Annotated in this window: 26 protein-coding genes; 16 read left to right on the top strand and 10 right to left on the bottom strand. The window is 71.1% G+C overall.

Going from position 1 to position 26,470, the window contains the following annotated elements:
• The first annotated feature begins 32 nt into the window (after positions 1-32).
• The 4 genes from glcF to BLR05_RS15140 all read left to right on the top strand — a co-directional run bounded on the left by glcF (position 33) and on the right by BLR05_RS15140 (position 4,204).
• Complete coding sequence (gene glcF / locus BLR05_RS15160) at positions 33-1,292, top strand: glycolate oxidase subunit GlcF (protein WP_092835627.1); 1,260 nt, start codon at positions 33-35, stop codon at positions 1,290-1,292.
• A 113-nt stretch (positions 1,293-1,405) separates the two neighbouring features.
• Entirely contained in the window at positions 1,406-2,317 is a 912-nt protein-coding gene (locus BLR05_RS15155; protein ID WP_092835625.1) for a ProQ/FINO family protein, read from the top strand.
• A 687-nt stretch (positions 2,318-3,004) separates the two neighbouring features.
• Positions 3,005-3,718, top strand: coding sequence for a hypothetical protein (locus tag BLR05_RS15145; protein WP_092835623.1), 714 nt, complete (start codon positions 3,005-3,007; stop codon positions 3,716-3,718).
• A 12-nt stretch (positions 3,719-3,730) separates the two neighbouring features.
• Entirely contained in the window at positions 3,731-4,204 is a 474-nt protein-coding gene (locus BLR05_RS15140; protein ID WP_092835621.1) for a hypothetical protein, read from the top strand.
• 10 nt (positions 4,205-4,214) lie between these two features.
• Here BLR05_RS15140 and BLR05_RS15135 read toward each other — a convergent pair whose 3' ends face one another.
• The 3 genes from BLR05_RS15135 to lplT form a co-directional block, all read right to left on the bottom strand.
• Positions 4,215-4,709 carry a glutathione peroxidase gene (locus BLR05_RS15135; RefSeq protein WP_092835619.1) on the bottom strand — a complete coding sequence of 165 codons (495 nt, stop codon included), beginning with the start codon at positions 4,707-4,709 and terminating at the stop codon, positions 4,215-4,217.
• A 92-nt stretch (positions 4,710-4,801) separates the two neighbouring features.
• Positions 4,802-5,677, bottom strand: a complete 876-nt coding sequence (locus tag BLR05_RS15130; RefSeq protein WP_092835617.1) for a DMT family transporter — start codon at positions 5,675-5,677, stop codon at positions 4,802-4,804.
• Positions 5,678-5,764: 87 nt separating this feature from the next.
• Positions 5,765-7,045 (bottom strand): lysophospholipid transporter LplT, encoded by a 1,281-nt coding sequence (gene lplT / locus BLR05_RS15125; protein WP_092835615.1) that lies wholly within the window; start codon positions 7,043-7,045, stop codon positions 5,765-5,767.
• Positions 7,046-7,184: 139 nt separating this feature from the next.
• Here lplT and alr point away from each other — a divergent pair, with 139 nt between their 5' ends.
• The 3 genes from alr (at position 7,185) to BLR05_RS15110 (ending at position 10,895) form a co-directional block, all read left to right on the top strand.
• A complete protein-coding gene (alr, locus tag BLR05_RS15120; RefSeq protein WP_092835613.1) occupies positions 7,185-8,291 on the top strand; it encodes an alanine racemase in 1,107 nt (368 codons plus the stop codon).
• Between the two features lie 57 nt (positions 8,292-8,348).
• The gene (locus BLR05_RS15115) at positions 8,349-9,164 is read left to right on the top strand and encodes a hypothetical protein (protein WP_225979054.1); all 816 of its coding nucleotides are present in this window, start codon (positions 8,349-8,351) and stop codon (positions 9,162-9,164) included.
• A 135-nt stretch (positions 9,165-9,299) separates the two neighbouring features.
• The gene (locus tag BLR05_RS15110; protein WP_092835609.1) at positions 9,300-10,895 is read left to right on the top strand and encodes an ABC transporter substrate-binding protein; all 1,596 of its coding nucleotides are present in this window, start codon (positions 9,300-9,302) and stop codon (positions 10,893-10,895) included.
• Positions 10,896-10,924: 29 nt separating this feature from the next.
• Here BLR05_RS15110 and fahA read toward each other — a convergent pair whose 3' ends face one another.
• Positions 10,925-12,190, bottom strand: a complete 1,266-nt coding sequence (gene fahA, locus BLR05_RS15105; RefSeq protein ID WP_092835607.1) for a fumarylacetoacetase — start codon at positions 12,188-12,190, stop codon at positions 10,925-10,927.
• Between the two features lie 9 nt (positions 12,191-12,199).
• Positions 12,200-13,201: a Bug family tripartite tricarboxylate transporter substrate binding protein gene (locus BLR05_RS15100; protein WP_092835693.1), complete on the bottom strand. Its 1,002-nt coding sequence runs from the start codon at positions 13,199-13,201 to the stop codon at positions 12,200-12,202.
• A gap of 120 nt (positions 13,202-13,321) precedes the next feature.
• Between BLR05_RS15100 and BLR05_RS15095 the strand changes: the two genes are divergently transcribed.
• The gene (locus BLR05_RS15095; protein WP_092835605.1) at positions 13,322-14,101 is read left to right on the top strand and encodes an IclR family transcriptional regulator; all 780 of its coding nucleotides are present in this window, start codon (positions 13,322-13,324) and stop codon (positions 14,099-14,101) included.
• A gap of 21 nt (positions 14,102-14,122) precedes the next feature.
• Here the strand turns inward: BLR05_RS15095 and BLR05_RS15090 are convergent, their stop codons facing one another.
• The 3 genes from BLR05_RS15090 to BLR05_RS15080 all read right to left on the bottom strand — a co-directional run bounded on the left by BLR05_RS15090 (position 14,123) and on the right by BLR05_RS15080 (position 16,204).
• Positions 14,123-14,740, bottom strand: coding sequence for a glutathione S-transferase family protein (locus tag BLR05_RS15090; protein WP_092835603.1), 618 nt, complete (start codon positions 14,738-14,740; stop codon positions 14,123-14,125).
• The gene (locus BLR05_RS15085) at positions 14,737-15,732 is read right to left on the bottom strand and encodes a 2-dehydropantoate 2-reductase (protein WP_092835601.1); all 996 of its coding nucleotides are present in this window, start codon (positions 15,730-15,732) and stop codon (positions 14,737-14,739) included. Before BLR05_RS15085 ends, BLR05_RS15090 begins: the two co-directional genes overlap by 4 nt.
• Positions 15,733-15,856: 124 nt before the next feature.
• Positions 15,857-16,204: a hypothetical protein gene (locus BLR05_RS15080; RefSeq protein ID WP_092835599.1), complete on the bottom strand. Its 348-nt coding sequence runs from the start codon at positions 16,202-16,204 to the stop codon at positions 15,857-15,859.
• 270 nt (positions 16,205-16,474) lie between these two features.
• On the opposite strand from BLR05_RS15080, the gene radA reads away from it, so the two are divergent.
• The 4 genes from radA (at position 16,475) to BLR05_RS15060 (ending at position 19,603) form a co-directional block, all read left to right on the top strand.
• Positions 16,475-17,854, top strand: a complete 1,380-nt coding sequence (gene radA / locus BLR05_RS15075; protein ID WP_092835597.1) for a DNA repair protein RadA — start codon at positions 16,475-16,477, stop codon at positions 17,852-17,854.
• A 63-nt stretch (positions 17,855-17,917) separates the two neighbouring features.
• Positions 17,918-18,376: a glycerate kinase gene (locus tag BLR05_RS15070; protein ID WP_092835595.1), complete on the top strand. Its 459-nt coding sequence runs from the start codon at positions 17,918-17,920 to the stop codon at positions 18,374-18,376.
• A gap of 44 nt (positions 18,377-18,420) precedes the next feature.
• Positions 18,421-19,359 carry a branched-chain amino acid transaminase gene (locus tag BLR05_RS15065; protein WP_092835593.1) on the top strand — a complete coding sequence of 313 codons (939 nt, stop codon included), beginning with the start codon at positions 18,421-18,423 and terminating at the stop codon, positions 19,357-19,359.
• Between the two features lie 37 nt (positions 19,360-19,396).
• On the top strand, positions 19,397-19,603 hold the full coding sequence (locus BLR05_RS15060; RefSeq protein WP_092835591.1) for a zinc-finger domain-containing protein: 207 nt from the start codon (positions 19,397-19,399) through the stop codon (positions 19,601-19,603).
• 40 nt (positions 19,604-19,643) lie between these two features.
• Here the strand turns inward: BLR05_RS15060 and BLR05_RS15055 are convergent, their stop codons facing one another.
• Positions 19,644-20,636 carry a glycosyltransferase family 32 protein gene (locus BLR05_RS15055; RefSeq protein ID WP_192883835.1) on the bottom strand — a complete coding sequence of 331 codons (993 nt, stop codon included), beginning with the start codon at positions 20,634-20,636 and terminating at the stop codon, positions 19,644-19,646.
• A 179-nt stretch (positions 20,637-20,815) separates the two neighbouring features.
• On the opposite strand from BLR05_RS15055, the gene BLR05_RS15050 reads away from it, so the two are divergent.
• Genes BLR05_RS15050 through BLR05_RS15035 form a run of 4 tightly spaced genes read left to right on the top strand, consistent with a single transcriptional unit; the run spans position 20,816 to position 25,371 of the window.
• Positions 20,816-22,117: an O-antigen ligase family protein gene (locus BLR05_RS15050; protein ID WP_092835589.1), complete on the top strand. Its 1,302-nt coding sequence runs from the start codon at positions 20,816-20,818 to the stop codon at positions 22,115-22,117.
• Positions 22,118-22,127: 10 nt separating this feature from the next.
• Complete coding sequence (locus BLR05_RS15045) at positions 22,128-23,291, top strand: glycosyltransferase (protein WP_092835689.1); 1,164 nt, start codon at positions 22,128-22,130, stop codon at positions 23,289-23,291.
• Positions 23,288-24,349 carry a glycosyltransferase family 2 protein gene (locus tag BLR05_RS15040; protein ID WP_092835587.1) on the top strand — a complete coding sequence of 354 codons (1,062 nt, stop codon included), beginning with the start codon at positions 23,288-23,290 and terminating at the stop codon, positions 24,347-24,349. The genes BLR05_RS15045 and BLR05_RS15040 overlap by 4 nt, the downstream gene beginning before the upstream one ends.
• Entirely contained in the window at positions 24,346-25,371 is a 1,026-nt protein-coding gene (locus tag BLR05_RS15035; protein ID WP_092835585.1) for a glycosyltransferase family 32 protein, read from the top strand. The genes BLR05_RS15040 and BLR05_RS15035 overlap by 4 nt, the downstream gene beginning before the upstream one ends.
• Here the strand turns inward: BLR05_RS15035 and BLR05_RS15030 are convergent.
• Positions 25,349-26,446, bottom strand: a complete 1,098-nt coding sequence (locus tag BLR05_RS15030; RefSeq protein WP_092835583.1) for an NAD(P)H-dependent flavin oxidoreductase — start codon at positions 26,444-26,446, stop codon at positions 25,349-25,351. The two genes, BLR05_RS15035 and BLR05_RS15030, sit on opposite strands and share 23 nt — an antisense overlap.
• Between the last annotated feature and the right edge of the window lie 24 nt (positions 26,447-26,470).

Here is a 26,470-nt window from a genome sequence, read left to right as displayed (position 1 = left end):
CGCCACCACGACATTCCCACGACAAGAACACCATGCAAACCCGACTCGCCCCCGAATTCCAGGACACGCCCGAAGGCCGCGAGGCCGAGGGCATCCTGCGCAAGTGCGTGCACTGCGGCTTCTGTACCGCCACCTGCCCGACCTACCAGTTGCTCGGCGACGAACTGGACGGGCCGCGCGGGCGCATCTACCTCATCAAGCAGGTGCTGGAAGGGGAGACTCCCACGCGCAAGACGCAACTGCACCTGGACCGCTGCCTGACCTGCCGCAACTGCGAGACGACCTGCCCGAGCGGCGTGCAGTACGGGCGCCTGGTGGATATCGGCCGGCGCATCGTCGAGGACAAGGTGACGCGGCCGCTGCCCGAACGCGCGCGCCGCTGGGCGTTGAAGGAGGGCCTGCCCTCGCCGCTGTTCAAGCCGGCGCTGAAGGCCGGCCAGGCCGTGCGCGGGCTGCTGCCTGCCACGCTGCGCGCCAAGGTGCCGCGCCCCCAGGAGGCCGGCGCCTGGCCGGTCCGCGAACACGCGCGCAAGGTGCTCATGCTTGCGGGCTGCGTGCAGCCGGCCATGCTGCCCAATGTGAACCGCGCCACGGCGCGCGTGCTGGACGCCGCGGGTATCCAGACCGTGATCGCCACCGGCGAGGGCTGCTGCGGCGCGGTGAAGTTCCACCTCAATGACCAGGATGGCGGCCTTGCGCAGATGCGCGCCAACATCGATGCCTGGTGGCCGCACGTGGAAGCGGGCGGCGTGGAGGCGATCGTGCTCAATGCCTCGGGCTGCGGCGCCACGGTGAAGGAATATGGCCACCTGCTGCGCCACGATCCGGCCTACGCCGCGCGGGCGGAGCGCGTCAGCGCGCTGGCGCGGGACCTGTCCGAACTGCTGCCGGACATGCTGCCCGCGCTCGCCGAGCGGCTGGAGGGGCGGATCGATCCCCCGCGGGCGCTGCTCGCCTACCACCCGCCCTGCACGCTGCAGCACGGCCAGAAACTGCGCGGCGGGGTGGAGGCCCACCTGGCCCGCCTGGGATTCCGCCTGCGCGTTGCGCGCACGGAAGCGCACCTGTGCTGCGGCTCGGCCGGCACCTACTCGCTGCTGCAGCCGGAGATCGCCGGCCAGCTGCGTGACCGCAAGCTCGGCGCGCTGGACGAGGCGTGCGCGGAGGAGCCGCCGGCGGCCATCCTCTCGGCCAATATCGGCTGCATCACGCACCTGCAGAGCGGCACCCAGGTGCCCGTGCGGCACTGGGTGGAGGTGCTCGACGAGGCCCTGCGGCCGGGTGCCGTCTAGCGCTGCGCAGGAGTCAGCGCGCGGCAAACTGGCATGATGGCGGGTTTTACGCCGCGTGGCCGTGCCGCGCAGCCGGGCCACACGCCCTGACCCAGACCGCATCCTTGATTGCCATGACCGACAACGCGACCGCAGAAGCACCCCAGAACCCCGTCACCGCCGCAGCGGGCGACGCGCAGGCCGTGGCAGGCCGCGAAGCCGCGGCGGACAACGCCGCGCTGGCCGCCACCGGCGATGCTGCCGAGGCCGGCAGCGAAGTCCGCGCCCCCCGCGCCGGCCGGCGTGGAGGCAGGGGCCGCGGAAGCGCCCGCAACCGCGCCGCGGGCGAGCCCGCCGCCGCGCCAGGCGCTGCCGCGGCGCAGGCCCAGGGCCCGCGCCGCACGCACCCCGTGCTGGAACAGCTGGCGGGCTTCTATCCGCACCTCTTCGGCGCGCAGTTCCTGCCGCTCAAGCGCGGCATCTTCCAGGACCTGCAGGACGCCCACCCTGGCGCTTTCGAGAAGGACGACCTGAAGGCCGCGCTGGGTATCCACACCCGCTCCACACGCTACCTGCAGGTGGTGGCCGAGGGCCGCCCCCGCCACGACCTGCAGGGCCAGGCCGTCGAGGCCATGGCGCCCGAGCATGTCCACCACGCACTGCTGGAAGTCTTCCGCCGCAAGAAGCCGCGCGACGGCGAGGATCTCACCGCCAAGCTGCGTCGCCGCATCGTTCAGGCGCACGAAGCATCGGGCCTCACGCGCGACGCCTATGACGCGCTGGTGCGTGGCCGCGACGAGCGCGCCAATGCCGTGCTGGACGAAGCCTTCGCCGAAGTCGCCGAGCGCGATGCCAAGGCCGAGGCCCTGCTGCGCGCCTTCGAGGCCAGCGGCAGCACGGTGGAACAGTTCGCCGACATGTACGGCCTGCAGCCGCGGGCGGCCGAGCGGCTGCTGCAGCGTGCGCGCCAGATGCGGGCTGCGCCCGTGCCTGCGTCCGCACCAGCGGCCCCGGAAGCTCCGGAGCCGCCCCCGGCCGCGGCCTGAGTCGCCCGGCCAGCGCCCGCTGGTGCAGGGTGCCAGCAATTCATCGAGCCGTGCGTCGTTATCCCGTCGCCGGCAAGCCCGTAGCTTCCCTGGTATCGGCAGTTCTGGTTGTTGCCCCTGGTGAGGAGGGTGTCCATGCGGAACGCGCCGTTGCGTGCGTCGAGGTGGATGGCGACCGAGCCGCTGGGAGGATAGGGGGACAGGTACTGCCGGCCCTCGAAGGCCTTGCCGAAGCGCGCGGTATGGTCTTCGTAGCGATAGCGCGAGATGCGCCGCGGCGTGTCGCCGGGCAGCGTGATGGTGCCTGTGGCGGGGCTCGGGCTCCGCGCCCGCCGCCGCGGGGGGTTGCGCCCAGGCCGGCGCGATGCCTGCCGCGGAAGCGGCCAGGACAAGCGCGCATGCCAGAGCAAGGCGTGCCGTGCGGGAGCGCCGGGAGTGCCGGGCGATGATGGTGTTCTGCCTGGGTTTCCCCCCTGTCCTGTGACGTGAATGCGAAGTATTTACTAAAGCGTAAAACGCACTTTTTGCCTATCTCCCCGGGTGAGCATCTGGTATCAGTGGATACCAAAAATGACCTTTGTGACGGGTCGTTTCGCAACCGCGGCGGCCTGCGCTGGTACGGTTGGCACCAGCCCCATGGCACCGCTTTTTCCGGAACCGGGCGCGTCATCACGGGCAGGAGGAGACATGACCACCGATAACGACAATTCCGCAAAGGATCGCTCAGCGTTCGAGACGTCCATCTGGATGCTCAAGGTGGAGATGGGCAATGCCGGCGCGCACATGACCATCGACGCGAACGCCCGGCTCGCCTACACACGCCAGATCGACGCCATGGCCAACGAACTGCGCACGCAGGCCCTGTCGGGGCGCATCACCTGGGCTCAGGCCGCGCAGCAGGCGCAGGACACGCGCAACGTGATCATGGAGGTGGTCCGCGGCCGCAGCACCCCCTTCGGCCGGGCCATGGCGCAGCAACTCAAGGCCGATGGCAAGACGCTCAACGAACTCATCGCGCGCAAGGTGCAGCAGTTGCATGGACCGGGCGCGCAGTTCGACCGGCTCACGGCGGCGCAGCAGAACGGTGTCTATGCGGAGATCGTGAAATCGGCCGGCAAATCCAATCCGCGCGTCACCCAGACGATGCGGGGGCTGTCGCGCGCGGGGCGGGGGCTCATCGTGCTGTCGCTGGCGCTGTCGGTCTACAACGTGGCGACGGCGCAGGACAAGGTGGAGGCGGCCGGCCGGGAGGTGACCGTCACCGGAGCGGGCATCGGCGGCGGCATTGCCGGCGGCGCGCTCGCGGGCCTGGCCTGCGGCCCGGGCGCGCCGGTCTGCGTGGCGGTCGGGGCCTTCGTGGGGGGCGCACTGGCCGCCTTCGGCGTGGACATGCTCTGGTGAGGCTCCCGGCCCATGGATGTCCTCGCCCCTGAAGAACTCTCCCTCCACCTCCTGCGGGAGGCCGATGCGCGGCACAAGCCGCTGAGCGACATCGTGCTGGCCGGGCAGCGCACCGGCCGCACCGTGGAGGCCGCGCTGCTGGAAGCGGCATTCCGCTGCGACAGCGGCTATCTGCTGTTCACCACCGACGACGTGCCGGACGAGGAATTCCTCGGCATCCACCTCTTCAGCCCCACCCTTGAACTGCTGGACTCTGCCACCCTCGGAGGCATGTATTCCACCGGCAGTTTCCTGCTGCTGGGCGTGGAGGGCACGGACACGGTGCGGTTCCGGTTCATCGGCGGCACCGACTGGCGGCTGAGGGTGCTGCCGCGGCCCCGCCTGCGCGTGCCCCTGGTGCCGGAGGCGCGCGGAGTATCGAGGCCGCTGGGGTTCTCGCGCCGCTTCGAGATCACCGGGCGGCCCCAGCGCGAGCTGTCCGACTGACCGGGGTGGCTCAGGGAGCGGGGCTGGCGAGCGCTGCCTCGATGTCCGTGGCGAGCGACGCGGGCTTGTCGGTGGGCGCGTAGCGGCGGATCACCTGGCCGTCCCGGCCGACCAGGAACTTGGTGAAGTTCCACTTGATGGCCTTGGTGCCCAGCAGGCCCGGGGCTTCCGCGGTCAGCCACCGATAGAGCGGCGGCGCCTCGGACCCGTTCACGTCGATCTTGGCCATCATCGGGAAATCCACGCCGTAGTTGCGCTGGCAGAACGTGGCGATCTCGCCGTTCGACCCCGGATCCTGCCGGCCGAACTGGTTGCACGGAAAGCCCAGCACCACCAGCCCCTGGCCGGCGTACCGCTGGTGCAGTTCCTGCAGGCCCGCGAACTGCGGCGTGAAGCCGCAGGCGCTGGCGGTGTTCACGATGAGCAGCACGCGGCCCGCGTATTGGCGCAGCGGCACTGTGTGGCCGTCCATCTGCAGGGCATCGAAATCGTAGGCGGAGGTCATCTGGGCGTCTCCCGGTGAAGAAGGACCCGCAACAGCGGGCTTCGCACCCATTGTCGCAAGGACCGCCGCGGGCCGTGCGCCTGCCGGCGGCTTCAGCGCCGCTGAAGGGAGGCCAGCAGCGCGGCGAGCACGATCATTCCGCCGCCCAGCAGCGTGCGCGGCTGCAATGTGCCCGCCGACAGCAGCACCGACGACACGCTGGCGAACACCACTTCCGAGAGCATCACGACCGCCGTCGTGCCCGCCGCCAGCCGGGACGCGCCGAATTGCAGCGCCCAGTTGCCCAGCAGCAGCACGCCCGCGAGCAGTGCCGCCGTGGCGATCCAGGTGGCGTTCGGCGCTGGGAAGGGCTCCACCACGCCCGTGTGCAGGCCGATCGTGCCCACCACGAGCGCCATCAGCATGCAGCCGCCGAACATCGAGAACATGCGTGCCTGCCCCGGTACTGCGTGCAGGCGCCTCAGCGTGACGTTGGTGAGCGCGAACATGAAGCCGCCCAGCAGGGCGAGGCCGTCCGCCATCGACAGTCCGTGCAGCAGTGCGTGCGCGGAGGCGCCCTCGGGCCAGATCACCAGCACCACGCCTGCGAAGGCCAGCACCAGCCGCATGACCGCCCCGGCCGTGGGCCGTTCGCCGAGCACCTTCCAGGCCAGCAGCACTGCCCAGGCGGGCATGAGGTAGAACAGCAGGATCACGCGTACCACGTCGCCCACGGTGACCGCCCAGTTGAAGGCCACGTTGTTCAGGCCCGAGCTGAGGGCCAGCAGCCAGAGCTGCGGATGCGCGCTCACCTGCGCCCAGAGACCGGGGCGCACCGCCAGCATTGCGAGCAGCACGCCGCAGTACATCAGCGCCGTGGCCCAGAGCGGGTGCAGGCCGGCCGCGTGCATCTGCCGGAAGGGCCACCATGCCAGCCCCCAGGCGAAGGCATTGAACAGCAGGGCGAGGATGGGCAGCGGGGAGGTCATGGGAAATCCGGGCCGGGATGGCGGCGGGTGCCTGGATGCGGATGCCCCGCGCACCGGTGCCGGGCGCGGCCCGCGGGGGCCGGTGCTTCAGTGGTGGTGGTCGTGCCGCGCGATGTGCAGCAGGTGTTCCACCTCGTCGTGATAGCGGGTGCTATTGTGGATGTGCCAGCGCCGGATCAGCCACATCACGCCCGCCACCACGAGCCCGAAGACCGTGATCGCGCCGAACACCGACAGCCCCATCTTGAGCGACAGGCTGTAGAACGCGCCCAGCCCGAGGATGGCCGCCTGCTCGTTGAAGTTCTGCACGGCGATGGACCGGCCCGCGCCCATGAGGTTGTGGCCGCGGTGCTGCAGCAGCGCATTCATCGGAACGACGAGGTAGCCGCCCAGGCCGCCCAGCAGGATCAGGAAGGGGATGGCGATCCAGATGCTCTTGATGAAGACCATCAGGATCAGCAGCACGCCCATGGCGATGCCCAGCGGGATGACCTTGGTCGCCATGTCCAGCCGCATGCGCATGGAGGCCACCACGGCCCCCACCGCGGTGCCGATGGCGACCACGCCGGTCAGCGCCGAGGCCTGGGTGGTGTTGTAGGCCAGCGCCGCGGCCGCCCAGGCCAGCACGATGAACTTCAGGTTGCCGCCGGCTCCCCAGAAGAGGGTGGTGGTGGCCAGCGAGATCTGCCCGAGCTTGTCGCGCCACAGGCGGTTGTTGCAGGCCCAGAAATCGGGCAGCAGCGCCAGCGGGTTGCGGGGCATGGGGCGCATCTCGACGCCGGTGTGCGGGATGCGGGTGTTGAACCAGGCGGCGGCCAGGTACACCGCGATGAGCGTGGCGATGGCGGCCTCGGCGGCGGTGTCCACGCCCGTGTCCACGAACGGGATGTCCACCGACAGCAGCCATCCGGAGATGTTGGGTCCCACCAACTGGCCGCCCAGCAGCACGCCCAGGATGATGGAGGCGATCGTGAGGCCCTCGATCCAGCCGTTCGCCTTGACCAGCTGCGATGCCGGCAGTAGCTCGGTGAGGATGCCGTACTTGGCGGGGGAGTAGGCCGCGGCGCCCAGTCCCACCACTGCGTAGGCGATGAGCGGATGGGAACCGAACAGCATCATGAGGCATCCGACGACCTTGATCGCGTTGCTCACGAACATGACCTTGCCCTTGGGCAGCGCGTCCGCGAAGGCGCCCACGAAGGGAGCCAGCACCACGTAGAACAGGGCGAACATGGGCACCAGCGCAGCCCGCTGCCATTCCGGCGAGCCATTGGTGCGCAGCAGTTCGACGGCCGCCACGAAGAGTGCGTTGTCGGCCAGCGAGCTGCAGAACTGCGCCGACATGATGGTGTAGAAACCGCGCTTCATCGAATGGCTGTGGGGTGCATCAGCGGAACTGATGCCCTGTTAAATCTCGGACCCGGCTGCAAGTGACTGGCGGTTATATCACGCGCCCTGTGCGCTCCGATGCCAGAATTCCTCCCTTTCTGCCTGTCGTCCAGCCCCCATGCCGCGCCCCATACAAGCCACCATCCACACTGCTGCACTGCAGCAAAACCTGGCGCGTGCCCGTGCCGCCACGCCCGATGCCCGTGTCTGGGCCGTGGTCAAGGCCAATGCCTACGGCCACGGCATCGAGCGCGCGTTCGAGGGGCTGCGCGGCGCGGACGGCTTCGCGCTGCTGGACCTGGGCGAGGCCGAACGGGTGCGCCAGCTGGGATGGCGGGGGCCCATCCTCCTGCTGGAAGGGGTGTTCGAGCCCCGCGACCTGGAGCTGTGCTCGCGCCTGTCGCTCTGGCACGTTGTGCATTGCGACGAACAGATCGACTGGCTGTCCGCGCACAAGACGCACGCGCCGCACCGGGTGTTCCTCAAGATGAATTCGGGCATGAACCGCCTGGGCTTTCCCTCCGCGCGCTACCGGGCGGCCTGGGCGCGGCTCAATGCGCTGCCCCAGGTGGACGAGATCTCGTTCATGACCCACTTCAGCGACGCCGACGGGCCGCGCGGCATCGCCCACCAGGTCGATGCCTTCTGCGCCGCCACGCAGGACCTGCCGGGCGAGCGCACGGTCAGCAACAGCGCCGCCACCCTGCGGTACGCCGGCGATGCACGCGTGCGCGGCGACTGGGTGCGCGCGGGCATCGTGCTCTATGGCAGCGCGGCCGACCACCCCGAACACACGGCAGCGCACTGGGGCCTCGCACCCGCCCTGACGCTGTCGGCGCGCATCATCGGCACCCAGCAGCTGCAGCCCGGGGACACCGTGGGCTACGGGTCTTCCTTCACGGCGGACCGGCCGCTCGCCATCGGCGTGGTGGCCTGCGGCTACGCCGACGGCTATCCCCGCCATGCCCCCACAGGCACGCCGGTGCTGGTGAATGGCGTGCGCACCCGCACCGTGGGCCGGGTGAGCATGGACATGATCACCGTGGATCTCACGCCGCTGCACGAGGCCGGCGTGGAAGCGGGCGTGGGCAGCGAGGCCACTCTCTGGGGGCGGGCGTCCTGCGGGACCGTGCTGTGCATCGACGAGGTGGCGCAGGCGGCCGGCACGGTGGGCTACGAGCTGATGTGCGCCCTGGCCCTCCGGGTGCCGGTCGTGGTGGACTGAGCGGTGCGCGGCAAAGCCCGGTCCGGACAGCGCGCCGGGGGATCGAACTGGCGCCGCGTGCGCACGCCCGCCAGCACGCTGCAGGCGTCGCTGCTGAGCCGCTACCGGCTGCGCGTGCACGGCTGGTGCATCGGTGCCTTCATGATGGCCTTCATGTGGGCGGTCTCGCACACGCAGATGGTGCTGGGCGTGGAGTCGCTCGCCGTGCGCTACCTCGTCACGCTCGGGGCCGGGTACCTTGCCTATCTGCTGGTGCTGCGGCTCTGGGCGGCGCGGCTGGTGCAACTGCCGGCCGGCCGGTCGCGCCACCGGGAGGATGACGGTATCGATCCCTCCAGCGGCATGGACGTGGCCGACGTGGCCGAAGCCCTCTGCGACGCCGGCGATCTCGCGGCCCGGGCGGTGAGGGGTGCCGGCGGGCGCGCGCCGGCGCTGCCGCAGTCCGGCGGTGGCGATTTCGCCGGGGCAGGGGCGGACGGGTATTTCGGCGATGCCCTGGGGAGCATGGCGGGAGATGCGCTGGGTGCCGCCGCCGAGGCCGACGAAGGCGCGGTGGTGGTCGTGCCCGTGGTGGCCATCTTCCTCATCGGCGCGGCCGTGCTTTTCGGCGCGGGGGCGCTCGCGCTGCTGTATTTCGGCTTCGACGTGCTGCTGGCCGTGGCGGTGGAGCTGGCATTTTCCTATGCCACGGCGCGCGCCGCCATGGGCGTGGAGCGCGCGGGCTGGCTCGCGGCCGCCGTGCGCCTCACCTGGAAACCCCTGCTGGGCGCGGTGCTGTGCGCCGTGGTGCTCGGGGCCGCGCTCGACCGCTTCCTGCCCGACGCGCGGTCGCTGCCGCAGGCGGTGCGCATGCTCCGGGGCGGCCACCGCTGAATCTGCGATGTGGACGCGGGCTGCGCCTGCCGCCCCATATCGATACAACCACAAAGTCGTTCTGCCGGCGGGGGCGGCTTGGCATAGTGGCTCCCTCGCTGCGGAGCAGCCCCATCCCGAGACGAAGACACCACCATGCGATTTTCCCGCACCCTCCTGGCGGCCGCGCTCGCGGCCTCGATCACGGCAGCCCTGCCCCTGGCCGCGCAGGCTGCCACCTTCCGCTTCGCCCGTTCGGCCGACGTGACCACCTGGGACGTGCATGCCCACAACGTGGGCCCGAACAACGTGCTGCATTCGGCGGTGTACGAGACGCTGGTCGAATACAACAGCAAGACCTTCAGGCCCGAGCCGCAGCTGGCCACCGCGTGGAAGCAGGTGAGCCCGACGCAGCTGCGCGTCACGCTGCGCCAGGGCGTGAAGTTCAGCGACGGCTCGCCGCTCACGGCCGAGGACGTGAAGTTCTCACTGGAGCGCGCCCAGGCCAGGACCTCGAACTATGCGGTCTATGCCCAGGGCATCGACCGCGTGCAGGTGGTCGATGCGCAGACCATCGACATCTTCTCGGACGTGCCCAACCCGGTGCTGGTGAACCAGCTCACCGAGCTGCGCATCCTGAGCAAGCCCTGGGCCGAGAAGAACAACGCGCTCACGCCCAAGGACATCAAGACCAGCGACGAGCCCTACACCCACCGCAACGCGCTGGGCACGGGGCCGTTCGTGCTCAAGTCGTGGTCGCCCGACCAGCGCACCGTGCTCGCGGCCAACCCGCACTGGTGGGGCAAGGGCAAGTTCGCCGGCAATGTGACGGACGTGGTCTACACCCCGATCAAGTCGGACGCGACGCGCACCGCGGCGCTGCTGTCGGGCGAGGTGGACTTCGTGCTCGATCCGAGCCCGCAAGACATCGCCCGCGTGCGCCAGACCAGCGGCTTCAAGGTGCTGGAAGGCCCGGAGAACCGCACGCTGTTCCTCGGCCTGGACCAGTTCCGCGAAGAGCTGCCCGGCTCGAACGTGAAGGGCAAGAACCCGCTCAAGGATGTGCGCGTCCGGCGCGCGCTCTACCAGGCGATCGACATCCAGACCACCCAGCGCGTGACGCTGCGCGGCCTCGCGCAGCCCGCCGGCGCGCTCATCGCGCGGCAGGTGAACGGCTGGACGCAGAAGGCCGACGTGCGCTGGCCCTACGACGCCGCCGCTGCGCAAAAGCTGCTGGCCGAGGCCGGCTATCCGCAGGGCTTCGAGGTCGATTTCGCGTGCAGCGCGGGCCGCTACACGAACGACGAGCAGCTCTGCCAGGCGATCACGGCGCAGTGGGCCAAGGTGGGCGTGCGCGCCAAGCTGCGCACCCAGCCCTTCGCCACGTACTTCCCGATGATCCAGCGCAACGAGGCCAGCATCTACCTGCTGGGCTGGGGCGTGCCGACCTTCGATGCGTTCTATTCGCTGCAGTCGCTGGTCCGATCGCCCGGCGCGGGCGGCGATGGCAACTTCAACCTGGGCCGCTTCTCCGACCCGCAGCAGGACGCGCTGATCGAGCGCATCAAGAAGGAAACCGATGCCGCGACGCGCAACGGCCTCATCGAGCAGGCCCTGCTGAAGGACCACGAGCTGATCTCGCACATCCCGCTCTACAACCAGATCATTCCGTGGGCCGCCACGCAGAAGGTGGAGCTGCCGCACCGCGCCGACAACCGCATCGACTGGCGCGTGCTGAAGGTCGAGAAATGACCGGCCCGCGGCGCGCGTGAGGGGCGCCGTCAGCCGGAGATCGTCCCGCTGGCTTCGCCCAGGCCGATGCGCGCCGCGCCCTCGCGCTCGCACCAGCCGCGCAGCGTGACCGTGTCGCCGTCCTCCAGGAAGCTGCGCTCCTCGCCCGACGGCAGGCGCACGGGCTGGCGGTCGGCCGCGGCCAGTTCCAGCAGCGAGCCGGCCTCGCCCGGGCCCGGCCCCGACAGCGTGCCGGAGCCGAGCAGGTCGCCGCTCTGCAGGTTGCACCCGTTCACCGTGTGGTGCGCCACGAGTTGCGCAGGCGTCCAGTAGGCGGCGCGCGCGGTGCCGGTGCGCGAAAGTACTGTCGGCGGCAGCCCCTGGGCGCGCATGCGTTCCGTCTGCAGCAGTACTTCCAGCGTGATGTCGAATGCGCCCGCGGCACGGTGGGCGGATGAGTCCAGGTAGGGCAGGGGCTGTGGATCCTCCGCCGGCCGCGTGAAGGGCGCGCGGAACGGCGCGAGGGCTTCCAGCGTCACCACCCAGGGCGAGAGCGTGCTCGCGAAATTCTTCGAGAGGAAAGGGCCCAGCGGCTGGTACTCCCAGCCCTGGATGTCGCGCGCGCTCCAGTCGTTGAAGAGCGCGACGCCGAACAGGTGGTCCTCCGCCTCGCCGATGCCGATGGGCTCGCCCTGTGCGTTGCCCGTGCCGATGAACCATCCCAGTTCCAGTTCGTAGTCCAGCCGCCGGCTGGGCGCGAGCACCGGTGCCGCGGCATCGGAGGCCTTGAGCTGGCCGTGGGGGCGCCGCACCGCCGCACCGCTCACGCCGATGGAGGATGCGCGGCCGTGGTAGCCGATCGGCACCCACTGGTAGTTGGGCAGCAGCGGGTTGTCGGGGCGGAACTGCCGGCCCACGTTGGTGGCGTGGTGGATGCTGGTGTAGAAATCGGTGTAGTCGCCGATGCGGCAGGGCACGAGCATCCCGGTGCCCGCCTGGGGCAGCAGCGCGGCCTGCCATGCGGCCTGCTGCGCGCTGCCGGCGGCGAGGCCCTGCGAGAGGCGCGCGCGCAAGGCCCGGCGCGCCTGCGGCCCTGCGGCCATGAGCGCGTTCATGTCGTCGCCGGCCACGAGGCCCGCGGCCTGCAGGTCCAGGATCCGGTCGCCGATGGCCACGCCGATGCGGGCGCCGCCTTCCTGCGCGCGGAAGCGGCCGAAGGGCAGGTTCTGGATGGGAAAGTCGCTGCCCGCGTCGTTGGCGGATTCGACCCAGCTGCGCAGTGCCGGGTCATGGGTGGCGTCGGTGTGCTGTGGCATGGCGGGACCTCAATCGACGGTCATCCCGGCCGTGCGGGCCACTTTGCCCAGGCGGTCGTACTCGCGCAGCGTCAGCGCTCCCAGTTCGGCCGCGGAGGAGCCGCGCGGCGTGAAGCCGGCCGCCTGCAGGCGGTCCTTCACGGCGGGATCGGCCAGGGCCTCCTGCAGGGCCTTGTCCAGGCGCTGCACCACCGCGGCCGGCATGCCGGCGGGGCCATAGACCCCGAACCAGGGTTCCACCGCGTAGCCGGCCAGGCCCGCTTCGGCCAGGGTGGGCACGCCGGGCAGCGCGGGCGAGCGCTGCGATCCGGCCACCGCCAGCGCCCGCAGCTTGCCGGCCTGGATGTGCGGCAGCGACGCGGGCAGGTTGTCGAACGCCACGGGCACCTGGCCTGCGATCAGGTCGGTGATGAGCGGGGCGCTGCCCTTGTAGGGCACGTGCGTCCATTCGGTCTTGCTCAGCTGCCCGAACAGTACGCCGGCCAGGTGCATGGAGGTGCCCGCGCCCGCGGTGGAGAACGGCAGGCCCGGGTGCTTGCGCGCGTAGTCGATCAGCTCGGCCACGTTCTTCACGGGCAGGGCGGGGCCGGCTTCCAGCACGATGGTCGATTGGCCCAGCAGGCCCACGGGGGTGAAGTCCTTGCGCGGGTCGAAGGGCATCTTCTTGTAGATGTGCGGGTTCAGCGCATTGGTCGAGATCGCGCCCATGCCCACGGTGTAGCCGTCGGGCGCGGCCTTGGCCACCGCGTCCATGCCGATGTTGCCGCCCGCGCCGCCGCGGTTGTCGATGACGACGGGCTGGCCCAGTGTCTGGGCCATGCGCGCGCCCACGGTGCGCGCGACGAGGTCTGTGGTGCCGCCGGCCGCATAGGGCACGATGAAGCGGATGGGGCGGGACGGAAACGCCTCCTGCGCGGCCAGGGGGCCGGCGGCGGCCAGCAGCAGGGCCGCGGCGGCGCCCATTGCCATGCGGCGCGGCATGCAGGGGGAATCGGAAGGGATGGAACGCATGCTGTCTCCTGATGGGTCGTTGCCGCGATTGTTGCCAGCCTTCCCGGCCATGCCAGTGGTTTGTCCACGGTGTGGACAAGAAGCGGCGAAATTCCATTCCCCGCCGGGTATGCTGGTGCCATGACCACCGTGGTGCTCGATCGCGTCCTGCGCATCCTCGACCAGCTCTCGCGCTACGACGCAGGAGGCCTCTCGCTGTCGGACATCGCCCGCCAGTCGGGCATACCGCATCCGACTGTGCACCGCCTGCTGCGCGACCTGGCGCAGGCGCGCCTCGTGACGCTGCTGCCCGATGGTCGGGGCTATGTGCTGGGCCGGCTGGCCTACGAGGTGGGGCTGGCGGCCCGCGCGCGGCACGATGTGGCGACGCTCTTCTCGGCCGCCCTGCGCCGCCTGGCCGAGGCCACGGGCTACGCCGCCTATCTGTTCGTGCGCAGCGGCCTCGAGGCCGTCTGCCATGACCACACCCACGCGCAGCGGCTCGATCCACCCCTGTCCGTCACCGTGGGCGGCCGGCGGCCGCTCGGCGTGGGCGCCGCGGGCCTGGCCCTGCTGGCCGCGCAGGACGACGCCCGGGTGGAGGCGTCGCTCGCGGCCCATGCGGGCGTGCTCGGGCGCTACGGCGGGCTCGACGTACCATCGCTGCGCATGCTCATCGCGCAGACGCGCGCCCTGGGCCATGCCCGCAGCGGTGGCTGCCTCAACACCAACACCGCCGCGGTGGGCCATGCCGTGCGCGACCCGGGCGGCTGCGCGTTCGCGGCCGTGAGCCTGTCCACCACCGTCGCGCGCCTCACGCAGCGCGAGGCCGCCCGCCTGGCGGCGCTGCTGCGCGCGGAGATCGCGCAGATCGAGCCGCGCGTGCGCTTCGCATGGAGCGACGAGGCCGCGCTGCGGTGAAGCGGGCGGCCCGCCGCAGGCTCAGGCCAGTGCCTGCTGTACCGTCGGGCGCGCCGCCACGCGCTGAGAATGGGCGTGCACCTTGGGAAAGCGGGCGATGTCCACGCCGTCGCCGGCCAGCCAGCCGGCCACGGTGAACAGGTAGCCGTCGGCCACCGTGTACTGGTCGCCCATCACCCAGGGGCCATCGCCGAGGGCGTGGTGCTCGATCATCTCGAAGCACTCGGTCATGTTCTGCGGCACCTTGCGCTGCATCGCGGCGATGGCCTCGGGCTCGTCTGCCCAGCGGACCGCGCGGGGACGGTGCGCATGGGCGACGTGCACGGTGGAGGCCAGGTAGCTGTGGAACTCCTGCATGCGCGCGAAGCCATGGGCATCGGTGGGCGCAAGGCGCGCCTGCGGAAAGCGCTGGGCCACGTAGGCGAGCAGGGCGGGCGTCTCGGTCAGCGTGCCCTCTTCGGTGACCAGCGCGGGCACGCGGCCCTTGGGGTTGATCGCGAGGTATTCCGGGCTGCGCTGCTGGCCGGCCGGGAAGTCGAGGCGCACCAGGCGGTGCTCCGCGCCGGCTTCGTGCAGGGCGATGCGAACCGCCTGTGCGCAGGTGCCGGGGGCGTAGTAGAGGGTCAGGGCAGAGGTCATGGGCGGGTGTCGTTGCGAAGGGAAGAACGGGTGGATGCGAACAGGCGCACGAGGCCCAGCAGCGCATCGGTGTGGGGCGTGGGCACGCCGGTGGCATGGCCCAGTTCGTGCACGGCGCCCACCAGGGCGTCGATCTCCAGCGGCTTGCCGGCCTCCACGTCCTGCAGCATGGAGGTCTTGAAGGCGCCGAGCTTGCGCGTCACCGCGTGCCGGTCCTCGGGCTGCTGTTCGATGCGCAGGCCCAGGCGCTCGCCGATCGCCTTGGCCTCCAGCATCACGGCGGAGACGAATCCGCGCACGAGGTCGTCATCCAGGATGCGGTCGGTGGTGGCGCCGGTCAGGGCGCTGATGGGGTTGATCGTCATGTTGCCCCAGAGCTTGAACCAGATGTCCTGCTGGATGCGCGGGGACTGCTCCACCTCGATGCCGCCGCGGGCGATGAGCGCCGAAAGCGCTTCCAGGCGCGGGGTGGTGCCGCCGCCGGCCTCGCCGAGGATGAGCCGGTTGCCGAAATGCTGCCGTACGATGCCAGGCCCATCGACCGAGCAACTGGCGTGCACCACGCCGCCGACCACCCGGCGGATGGGGATGGCGCGCGCCAGCGAGCCGCCCGGGTCCACGGAAGCCAGCTCCCGCCCATGCACCGGGCCGGAACATCCCTCCAGGAACCACCAGGGCACGCCGTTCATCGCCGTGAGCACGGTGGTCCCGGGGCCCAGCAGCGGCGCGATGCGCGCGGCCACGTCGGGCAGCGCCGGCGCTTTCACGGCCAGGACGACCACATCCTGCACGCCGAGCGCGGCCGGATCCTCGTGGGCGGCGACGGGCACCGCTTCCCGGCTGCCGTCCGGCCGGATGCACTGCAGGCCGTGCGTGCGCAGGGCCTGCAGCGTGGCGCCCCGCGCCACGAACGATACGCCGGCGCCGCCTCGCGACAGCGCCATGCCCAGCCAGCCGCCGATGGCGCCGGCACCATAGATCGCAACCTGCATCGTCTCCTGTCTCCTCGCGTGTCGCGCTGCAACGAGCGCAAAACCGCCCGGCACGCGAGACGCGTGCCGGGCGCAGGAGGCTATTGTGCTGTGGGTGGCGGAGCCACCCGGAAATGGCGCGGTATCAGTTCGGGACGCTGGCGGCGTCCGATGCCGCGGAGGCGGGTGCGGTGGGTGCCGTTCCGCCGAAGACGGCGCCGCCGGAAGGGGCGGAGGACGCCGCGCCAGGGGACGTTCCGCCGAAGACCGCGCCGCCGGAGCTGCTTCCGGAGCCCGACGTGCCCGCATCGGAGGCGGGCGGCGTGGTCGTTGGCGCCGGGGCGGTGGCAGGGGCCGGGGTGCTGGCCGGCGTGTTGTTCACGTTGCTTTCCTTGTTACGGTCGCAGGCGGACAGGGCCAGCACCGATGCCAGCGCGATCGGTGCGGCCACCAGCCAGCGGCGCGATGCGGAAAGTGCGGTGTTCTTGGTCATAGATTCGTTCTCCGTTGAAGGAACAAGGCGGCGCCATGCCACCGGGAGGCCCATCCTAGGGAGGCCGCCGTCCGCGCGGAGTAGGATAGGGTTGACGACGCATTTGCTTACGGTTGCCCCGCTTTCCTGCAGGGCCCACCGCTGCGCGCCCCGTGAAAATCGGCATCGCCGGCCCCATCTGCATGCCTGGATGCGTGCCGACCACTGGGTCTCGCTCCTCTCTCTGCACCTTCCTTTTCCCTGGCCCGCATCCTGCGGGCTCCCTCTGCCATGGCCAAAGACAAGACCGTTTTCACCTGCACCGAATGCGGGGGCACCAGCCCGCGCTGGCTCGGCAAGTGCCCCGCCTGCGGGGCCTGGAACACGCTGGTGGAATCCGTCGCCGAGTCCGGACCGGGCAAGAACCGCTACAGCACGCCGCAGCATGCGGGCCTGGCGCAGTCGCAGGCGGTGACGCCCCTGTCGGCCATCGAGGCCGCCGACGTGGCGCGCACCGCCAGCGGCATCGAGGAGCTCGACCGGGTGTTGGGCGGCGGGGTGGTCGAGGGCGGCGTGGTCCTCATCGGAGGGGATCCGGGCATCGGCAAATCCACCCTGCTGCTGCAGGCACTGGACGCGCTGCAGCGCCTGGGCCTGCCCACGCTCTACGTGACGGGCGAGGAAAGCGGCGCGCAGGTGGCGCTGCGCTCGCGCCGGCTGGGGCTGGACCACAGCCAGGTCAACGTGCTGGCGGAAATCCAGCTGGAGAAGATCCTCGCCACCGTCGAGGTGACGCAGCCCGCCGTGGCCGTGATCGACTCGATCCAGACCGTGTATTCCGACCAGCTCACCAGTGCGCCGGGGTCGGTGGCCCAGGTGCGCGAGTGCGCGGCGCACCTCACGCGGGCGGCCAAGACCACGGGCGTGTCCATCATCCTCGTGGGCCACGTGACCAAGGAGGGGGCGCTGGCCGGCCCGCGCGTGCTGGAGCACATGGTGGACACGGTGCTGTACTTCGAGGGCGACACCCACAGCCAGTTCCGGCTGGTGCGCGCCATCAAGAACCGCTTCGGTGCGGTGAACGAGATCGGCGTGTTCGCCATGACCGAAAAAGGGCTGAAGGGCGTGACCAACCCCAGCGCCATCTTCCTGAGCCAGCACAGCGAGCCGGTGCCCGGCAGCTGCGTGCTGGTCACACTGGAGGGGACCCGGCCCATGCTGGTGGAGATCCAGGCGCTGGTGGACGAGGGCGGCCCGAGCCCGCGCCGCCTGTCGGTGGGCCTGGACCGCGACCGCCTCGCCATGCTGCTGGCCGTACTGCACCGCCATGCGGGCGTGGCCTGCATGGACCAGGACGTGTTCGTCAATGCCGTGGGCGGCGTGCGCATCAGCGAGCCGGCGGCCGACCTGGCCGTGATGCTGGCCATCACCAGCAGCCTGCGCGGCAAAGCCCTGCCCAAGGGTTTTCTCGCCTTCGGCGAAGTGGGGCTGGCGGGCGAGGTGCGGCCCGCGCCGCGCGGCCAGGAGCGCCTGAAGGAGGCCGCCAAGCTCGGCTTCACCCTGGCCGTCGTGCCCAAGGCCAACGCGCCCAAAAAGCCCATCGAGGGGCTGACGATCCATGCGGTCGAGCGGGTGGAAGAGGCGATGGAAGTGGTCCGCGGCATGGGTTGAATTCCTCCCTGTATAAGCACCATCCACAGCGAGGGGCTTGCCCGGGCCGACGACAATCGGCGCATGAACCTGCTGCGCCGCTTCTTCATTCCCGTCCTCATCGCCCTGCTCGTCATCGCGGCCTACCGCTCGTACGGCTGGCAGGGCGTCTTCGCCGTCGGCGGCGGCCTGCTCATGTGGGCGCTGCTGCATTTCACGCGCCTCATGAACGTGATGCGCAAGGCCGCCGACCGGCCCATCGGCTACGTGGGCAGTGCCGTGATGCTGAACGCCCGCCTGCGCGAGGGGGTGAACCTGATGCACGTGGTGGCCATGACGCGCTCGCTGGGCGAACTGCTCTCGCCCGAGGGCGAGGATCCCGAGCGCTACCGCTGGACGGACGGCACGCAGTCGCACGTGACCTGCGAGTTCCGCGGCGGCCGGCTTGCCGCCTGGGAGCTGGTGCGTCCGGCAGACGCCGGGGCCGGGGCCGGCGGCGCTTCCGGTGCGCTGCCGCCCGCCGCCGGGCCGTCCGCGCCGTAAAATCGCCGGTTTTGCGGCAGCAAGCCCCCGGACAAAGGAATCCCATGAGCCCCGTAGTTCCCTCGATGGCCGACCGTGACGGCAAGATCTGGATGGACGGCAAGATGGTGGATTGGCGCGACGCCAAGATCCACGTGCTCACCCACACGCTGCACTACGGCTGCGGCGCGTTCGAGGGCGTGCGGGCCTACCAGACGCCCCAGGGCACGGCGATCTTCCGCCTGCAGGAGCACACCGAGCGGCTATTCAACAGCGCCAAGATCCTGCGCATGCAGATCCCCTTCACGCAGGACGAGGTGAACGAGGCCCAGCGTGCCGTCGTGCGCGAGAACCGGCTCGCTTCCTGCTACCTGCGCCCGCTCACCTGGATCGGCTCGCAGAAGCTGGGCGTGTCGCCCAAGGGCAACCAGATCCACCTGATGGTCGCGGCCTGGGCCTGGGGCGCCTACCTCGGCGAGGAAGGCATGCAGCGCGGCATCCGCGTGAAGACCAGCAGCTACACGCGCCACCACGTCAACATCACGATGACGCAGGCCAAGGCGGTGAGCAACTACACCAACTCCATCCTGGCCAACATGGAAGCCACGGAAGACGGCTACGACGAGGCCCTGCTGCTCGATTCCGCCGGCTTCGTGTCCGAGGGCGCGGGCGAGAACATCTTCGTGATCAAGAACGGCGTGGTGTACACGCCCGACCTGTCGGCCGGGGCGCTCAACGGCATCACGCGCAACACGATCCTGCACATCTGCAAGGATCTCGGCATCGAACTCGTGCAGAAGCGCATCACGCGCGACGAGGTGTACATCGCCGACGAGGCGTTCTTCACCGGCACGGCCGCGGAGGTCACGCCCATCCGCGAACTCGACCGCATCGCCATCGGCGCGGGCAGCCGCGGCCCGGTCACCGAGAAGATCCAGAACGCGTTCTTCGACATCGTGAACGGCCGCAACCCGAAGTACGCCCACTGGCTGACCCTGGTCTGATCCTTTCCCTTTTTGCCCGCACAGCGCGAACCCCACCATGACGCAAGCCATCATCGAACTGCTCGCCCAGGACCTGAACCCGCAGGGCGGCGTCTTCTGCCCCAGCCCCAAGGCCGACATGAAGGTCTGGAACACCCATCCGAAGGTGTACCTGGACGTGGCCCACACGGGCGAGGCCAAGTGCCCCTACTGCGGCACCGTGTACCGCCTGAAGGCGGGCGAAGCCGTTCGCGCGGGCCATTGAGCCGCGGCCGCCTGCGCGCGCGGCGCTGATTTCCATGTCCCTACGCTGCCGAGCCGTCTCCGGCGTGCGATGGCGCCGCTCCGCTGCAGGCCTGCTGCCAGAGGCTGCCGGGCGCCGGCCCGCCATGCTGGGTGAACAGGTCCGAGAAATGCCGGCGTTCGCCGCCGCGCAGCTTGATGAGCGGCGCCGGGTCCGGCTCGGCCGGCACGAGGCACAGCCGCGGATACAGCAGATACCACTTCCAGCGCAGGGCCTGCTGGTAGAAGAATGCGGTGTCCTCCGCCTTGCAGAGCGCCAGCCGGAAGGCATTGCCGCGCCGCAGCACCTGCTGGGCGGCCACGTGGATCAGCAGATAGGCCGGGTCCGCGATGCCCTGCAGCCGTGCGGCCGCATCGTCCTGCCCCCGCACCTGCGCCAGGTAGGCGTCGGTGCCGGCAGTGACCAGCGCGTGGTGGAACTCCTGCTGCCAGGCGGTCACGAAGGGCGCGTGCGCGGGGGCGCCGAAGGCCCAGCTCTCGATCACCGGAAAGCGTTCGTCGTGCGTGTAGCCGCCCAGGTAGAAGCCCGCGAATTCCGCGCCGTGCGACTGCCGCAGCGCGTCCATCCAGTGCAGCGGCTGCGTGAGCAGGATGGTGGCGTCGAGCCAGTAGCCGCCATGGTGGCGCACCAGGTAGAGGCGCACCCAGTCCGACTGCTTGGTCGGATGCAGCTGGGCGAAGCCCGGCGGCAGGTCGCCGGCCGCGACGAAATCGCCGATGTTGCGGCGGTTGACCACCTGCACCTCGAAGTCCGGGCAGTGGATGCGCCAGTTGGCGATGCACTGGTCCACCAGCGGATCGGCGGTCTCGGTATCCCAATACGTCCACAGGCGTGGAGGGATCGGCCGGCCGGCAGCGGCGGGCGCAGCGCCGGGCTGGCCGTCGAACAGCACGGCCTGCGGCTGGCCGGGATAGCGGGCGTTGCCGCGGGGGCGCAGGCAGGTCACCAGGCGGTAGGCCGCGCGCAGGGCGCGGGCAGAAATGCGAAGCGTCATGGAATGCCGTGTCGGCCGGACTGCGCGGATGCGCGACGGTCGGCATTCTGGCACCGCGGCGCTGCGTTACGATCCGCCGCGGAGAGACCATCCGAATAAATATTCCGCGTTCCGCGCCGTCGCGCCCTGCGTGGCGCCCTTTCCGTATCCGTGCCCGCGAAGCACGCCTTTCCCCTCCGATGACTCTCGCTGCCTTCTCCTCCCTGCTGGGGCCCGACCCCTGGCCGCGTCGCCTCACGACGCTGGTCGCCTTCCTGTTGCCGGCCCTGGCGCTGACAGTGCCGTCCGGCTATTCGTACGGGGCCGTGCTGCTCCTGCTCGGGGCCCTGGCCACGCTGCCCCGCTGGATGCGCCTGCGCCCCGACCGGGGGACGCTGGTCCTCGTCGCGGTGACCTTCGCGATGGGGCTGCTGTGGTGCGTGATGTCCGATCCGCGCGAAACCATGGGCCAGTGGGACCGTCCCATCAAGTTCATACTGGGCGCCGTGTGCGGGCTGTTCATCGCCTCGCAGCCGCCCCGGCCGCGTCCGCTGTTCTGGGGGCTGCTCGCAGGCTGCGTCGGCGCAGGCCTGGTGGCGCTGTGGCAGGTGCATGTGCAGGGCGCGCTGAGGGCTTCCGGATTCCCGACGGGCCGCACGAACGCCATCCAGTGGGGCAACCTGGCATTGCTGCTGGGCTCGATGCTGGCCCTGCAACTGATCGTGCTGTGGCGCCAGCTTCCGCGCGCGGTCGCATGGCTGGCGGTCGTGGCCGCGCTCGGGGCCCTCAATGCCTCGGTGCTGTCGCAGTCCCGCGGCGGATGGCTGGCGCTGCTGCTGGCGCTGCCCATGGGCCTGTGGCTGCTGCACCGCCTGCATCCGGGCCGGATCACGGCGATCACCGCCGTGCTGGTCACCGCGCTGGCCGTGCTGACGGCCATGAACTGGGGCGTGATGGAAAAGCGCTGGGAGCGGATGCAGGAAGAGGTGACGCAGTACGACACCCACGGCGAAGCCGACAACTCCGTCGGCCAGCGGCTGGAGCATTGGCGCTTCGCCTGGAACGTGGGCATGGAGCGGCCCTGGACCGGCTGGGGCATGGCCGGCTACATGCAGGAGAAGGCCGCTCGGGTGGCAGCGAAGCAGTACGAGCCTTCCATCCTGGAATACATCTACGTCCACAACGAACTGCTGGACGTCTTCGTCAAGACCGGCATCGGGGGCGTGATGCTCCTGCTGTGCTTCTACGGCGTGCCGCTCGCGCTCTTCTGGCCCAGCCGCCGCCGCATGGCCGCGGTGGCTTCCGAGCCTGAGCCGGTGCGTTTCCAGGTGCTGGCACTGCGGCTGTCGGGGGTGTGCATCCCGGTGCTCTATGCGGGCTTCGGGCTCACGCAGGTGTTTTTCGCGCACAACAGCGGCATCATGTTCTACATCTTCATGAACATGGTGACCTGGGCTGCCTTGCTGGGCATGCGTGCGCCGGCGGCGGGCGCCAGGGCGTGAAACCCGTGCCATGAGCGCGCGCACGCTCCACGTCGCTCCGGCCGCGGGCATGCCGCCAACGCGGCGGCCGCGCGTGCTGCATTTCGTGACCGGCGGCTTCTCCGGCGCCACGCAGGTGGCCGTCGATCTGGTGCGCGCGCATGCGGGATCCGGCCGCTTCGACGCCCTGCTCGCGCTGCGCTCCAAGCGCCGTACCACCACGCCCGAGCGCGTGGCGGCGCTGCGGGCCGAGGGTCTGGCGGTCGAGCTGGTGCCCGGCTGGGCGCATGCGGCCACCGTGTGGCAGCTGGCAGCGCTCTGCCGACGCTGGCGGCCGGACATCCTGGTCGCGCACGGCTTCAGCGAGCACCTCTGGGGCCGCTATGCCGGCCTGCTCGCGGGCGTGCCCCGGCTGGTGCACGTGGAGCACAACTCCCGCGAGCGCTACACCGCCTGGCGGCTGGCGCAGGCGCGCTGGCTGGCGCGGCGCACGGCGGCCATCGTCGGCGTTTCGGAGGGCGTGGGCGGCACGCTGCTGGAGCGCGGCTTCCCGCCGGAGCGCATCCATGCCATTCCCAATGGCGTGCGGCTGGAGCCCTTCGCCCAGGCCGCCGCCCACCCCTTCGCCGCGCGCGAGCCCGGCATCGTGATGGCCGCCCGCTTCGCCCGCCAGAAGGACCACGCCACGCTGCTGCGCGCGGTGGCGCTGCTGCGCGATCGCGGCCTCACGCCGCCCGTGCGGCTGGCCGGTGGCGGAAAGGCCGGCGCACGGCAGGCGGCCGAGCGGCTGGCGCGCGCACTGGATCTGCTGCCCCAGGTGCAGTTCATCGGCCACTGTGCCGACGTGCCCGGACTGCTGATGGGCCAGCGGATCTGCGTACTCTCCACGCACTACGAGGGCATGCCGCTGTCGCTCATCGAAGGCATGGCCGCCGGCTGCGCGGTGGTGGGCAGCCGCGTGGTGGGTGTGCAGGAAGTGATCGCGCCCGGCCGCACGGGCCTGCTGGCCGAGCCGGGCGATGCGGCCTCGCTGGCCGATGCGCTGGAGCGGCTCCTGACCGATCCCGATGCCGCCGCCCGCATGGCCGCCGCCGCGCGCGATGACGCCGTGGCGCACTATGGCCTGCCCACCATGACGGCGCGCTACGAAGCCCTGCTGGAGGGGCTGCTGCGCGAGGCGCCGGCTGCACCATGACGTTCTCCGCATCCCCTGTGGCGGCCTGCACGGCCGCCACGTCCTGGCTCAGCGTGCTGGTGCCCGTCTTCAATGTGCGCGAGTACCTGGCCGAATGCGTCGAATCGGTACTGGCCCAGGCACCGGCCGGTGCGGGTGTCGAAGTGCTGCTGCTGGACGACTGCTCCACCGATGGCTCTGCCGAGGTCATGGCCGCGCTGGATGCCCGCTGGCCCGGCCGCCTGCGGCTGATGCGCCACGAGCGCAACGCGGGCCTGAGCGCCGCGCGCAACACGATGATCGCCGCGGCGCGGGGCGACTACCTCTGGTTCCTCGATTCCGACGACAAGCTCCTGCCCGGCGCCATCGCGGGCTTGAGCGAAGTAGTGCGCCTGCACGCGCCCGACGCCGTGCTGTGCGACTTCACCGTGTGGCGCGAGCGTCCGCGCCTGAAACACCGCCTGCGCGGCGAAGGCCACCGGGGCAGCTTCGACGGCCCGCATGCCACCTTGCGCCCCGGCGGGCCGGAGCTGCTGGCCGGGCTGCTGTCCACGGGGCAGCTGCACGCCTGGTCCAAGATCACGCGCCGCGGACTCTGGCCGGATGCCGTTCGCTTTCCGGCGGGCCGGTATTTCGAGGACATGGCCACCATGCCGCTGGCGCTGCTGGGCGCCCGCAGCTACTGGCATGCGCCCCGGCCCTGGGTGGCCTACCGCCAGCGCGGTGGCAGCATCCTGGCCACCATGACGCTGCCCAAGGCACTGGACCAGTCCGCCGCACTGCGGGCTTTCAGCGAAGCGCTGCGAGGCCGGCCCGAGGCCGGGGACGCGGCGCTGCGCTTCGCCCTGGCCCACCAGAGCGCGCGCAATCTCACGGGCGCCATGCGCGTGGTGGCCCGCGCCGCGGGCCAGCCCGGCGCGGATGCGGCGGCGCTGGATGCCACCGCCGACCGCATCCGCGCCGATTTCGCCGCCGTGTCGCCGCTGCCGGCCGACGCGCTGGCGCGCGCCTATCTGCGGCGCGGCTGGTGGTTGCGGCGAATGAAATTCCTGCGCGCCCACGCGCTCCGTCCACAATGAACCTGCCCGCATTCCCCCGCCCCACGCTCAAGACGCATGGCGAACTCTGGCTGGCGCGCGGCCTGCGCTGGTTCTACGGCCTGTGGCCGCGCCGGCTCGAGGCCTGTCCCCCGCCACCGTTCGCGCTGCATGCCATCGCGTCCGCCCCGGGCGTGCCTGCGGACGGAGAGGGCGAAGCGGGCCCGCGCCCGATTCCGCGCGTCATCTGGGCCTACTGGAAGGGGGCCGCTGCGCCCCTGCTCATCCAGCGCTGCTTCGCCAACTGGCGGCGCAACAGCCCGGGCTACGAGATCCGCCTGCTGGACGATGCCTCCGCCCGGGCATGGCTGCCCGACATCCCGGCCGTGCTCGACGACGTATCGCCCGCGAAGCGCGCTGACTGGATCCGGCTGGAACTGCTGCGGCTGCATGGCGGCATCTGGGTGGATGCCAGCACCATCCTCACGGCGCCGCTGGACTGGGTGCTGGCGCAGCAGGAGCACACCCCGGCCGATTTCGTGGGCTTCTACCTCGGGCGCCACACCCGCGACGCGGCCTACCCGGTCGTGGAGAACTGGTTCATGGCGGCGCCGCCGGGCAGCCGCTTCATCGCCGACCTGCAGCAGGAGTTCACGACCCAGGTGATCCACCGCACGGGGCATGAATACATCGCCCACCTGCAATCCCTGGGCGTGTACGAGGAGGTGCGGCAGTACATCGATGCGCCGGACTACCTCAGCATGCACCTGGCGCTGCAGTTCATCCTGCGCGCACGTGGCGGCTACCGGCTGGCGCTGGCCCGCGCGGAAGACGGGCCGTTCTACTACCACATGCTTGGGCGCTGGCAACGCACGCAGCTCAAGCTGCGGCTGCTGTTCTCGCGGCCCGCGGGCTCGCTGCCGCCGCTCATCAAGCTGCGCGCACCCGACCGCAGGCGGCTGGACGACTATCTGGCACGGGGCCTCTACCTTCCGGACAGCATCGCCGCGCGGCACCTCATGGCAGAGGCCGGCCCGGCCGTCACGCCGGTGAGACCCCGCTGACCCCGCCCGCCGCAGCCCGCCATTCGCCGGCCAGCAGCGCCACCAGCTCGCCCGCCGGCATCGGCCGCACCGCCGCCACGCCCTGGCCGGCCCACAGCGCCACCGCATCGGCGCAGCCCCGGGCGGCGGCGGCCTTGCGCACCGGGCCCATCAGCGCGTTCTGCACCGGGTAGGCCGGCACGCTGCCTTCCCAGGGGGCAAGCCGCTCCATGGTGGCGTTGACGATGCCGCGCGCCGGCCGGCCCGAGAACACGCGGGTGAGGCGGGTGCTGGTCTCGCCTGCCTGGGCCAGCGCCGCCCGGTAGGCCGGTGCGATGGCCGACTCGGGGCAGGACAGGAAGGCCGTGCCCATCTGCGCGCCTTCGGCGCCCAGGGCCTGCGCGGCAGCGATGCCGCGCCCGTCCATGATGGCGCCGGCCGCGATGACCGGAATGCGCAGCGCGTCCACGCACTGCGGCACCAGGGCCAGCGTGCTGACCTGGCTGGATGCGAAGTCGGCCAGGAAGGTGCCCCGGTGGCCGCCGGCCTCGAGCCCGCTGGCGCAGACCGCGTCGGCGCCCACGTCGGCCCAGGCACGGGCCTCCGCCACGGTGGTGGCGGTACCGATGACGACGCAGCCCGCCGCCTGCAGCCGCTCCACCTGGCGCGCGTCGAGGATGCCGAAGGTGAAGCTGGCGACGGCCGGGCGGGCCTCGACCAGGGCCTCGAACTGCGCCGCGAAGTCTTCGCACCACTGCGCGGGCACGGTGGGCTCCAGGCCGAATTCGGCGTACAGCGGCGCCAGCCGGTCCAGCGCCTCGCGCACCGTGGCGGCGTCGGGCGAAGGCGTGTCCTGCACGAAAAGGTTCATGCCGAAGGGGCGGGCCGTGCGGCGGCGCACTTCGGCGGCGGCCTCGGCCATGGCGGCGGGCGAGCGCATGCCGCAGCCCAGTGTGCCCAGCCCGCCGGCTTCGGACACGGCGGCGGCCAGGGCGGGGGTGTCGGCGCCGGTCATGGGGCCCTGCACGATGGGCAGGTCGATGCCCAGGCGGTCGAACAGCGGGGTGCGGCGGGGTGAAAGGACGGGCGTCGGCATGGCGGGTCTCCGGTGGACTGGGAA

The sequence above is a fragment of the Paracidovorax cattleyae genome (assembly GCF_900104515.1).
Classification (GTDB): Bacteria; Pseudomonadota; Gammaproteobacteria; order Burkholderiales; family Burkholderiaceae_C; genus Paracidovorax; species Paracidovorax cattleyae.
This window is presented reverse-complemented; position numbering and strand designations above follow the sequence as displayed.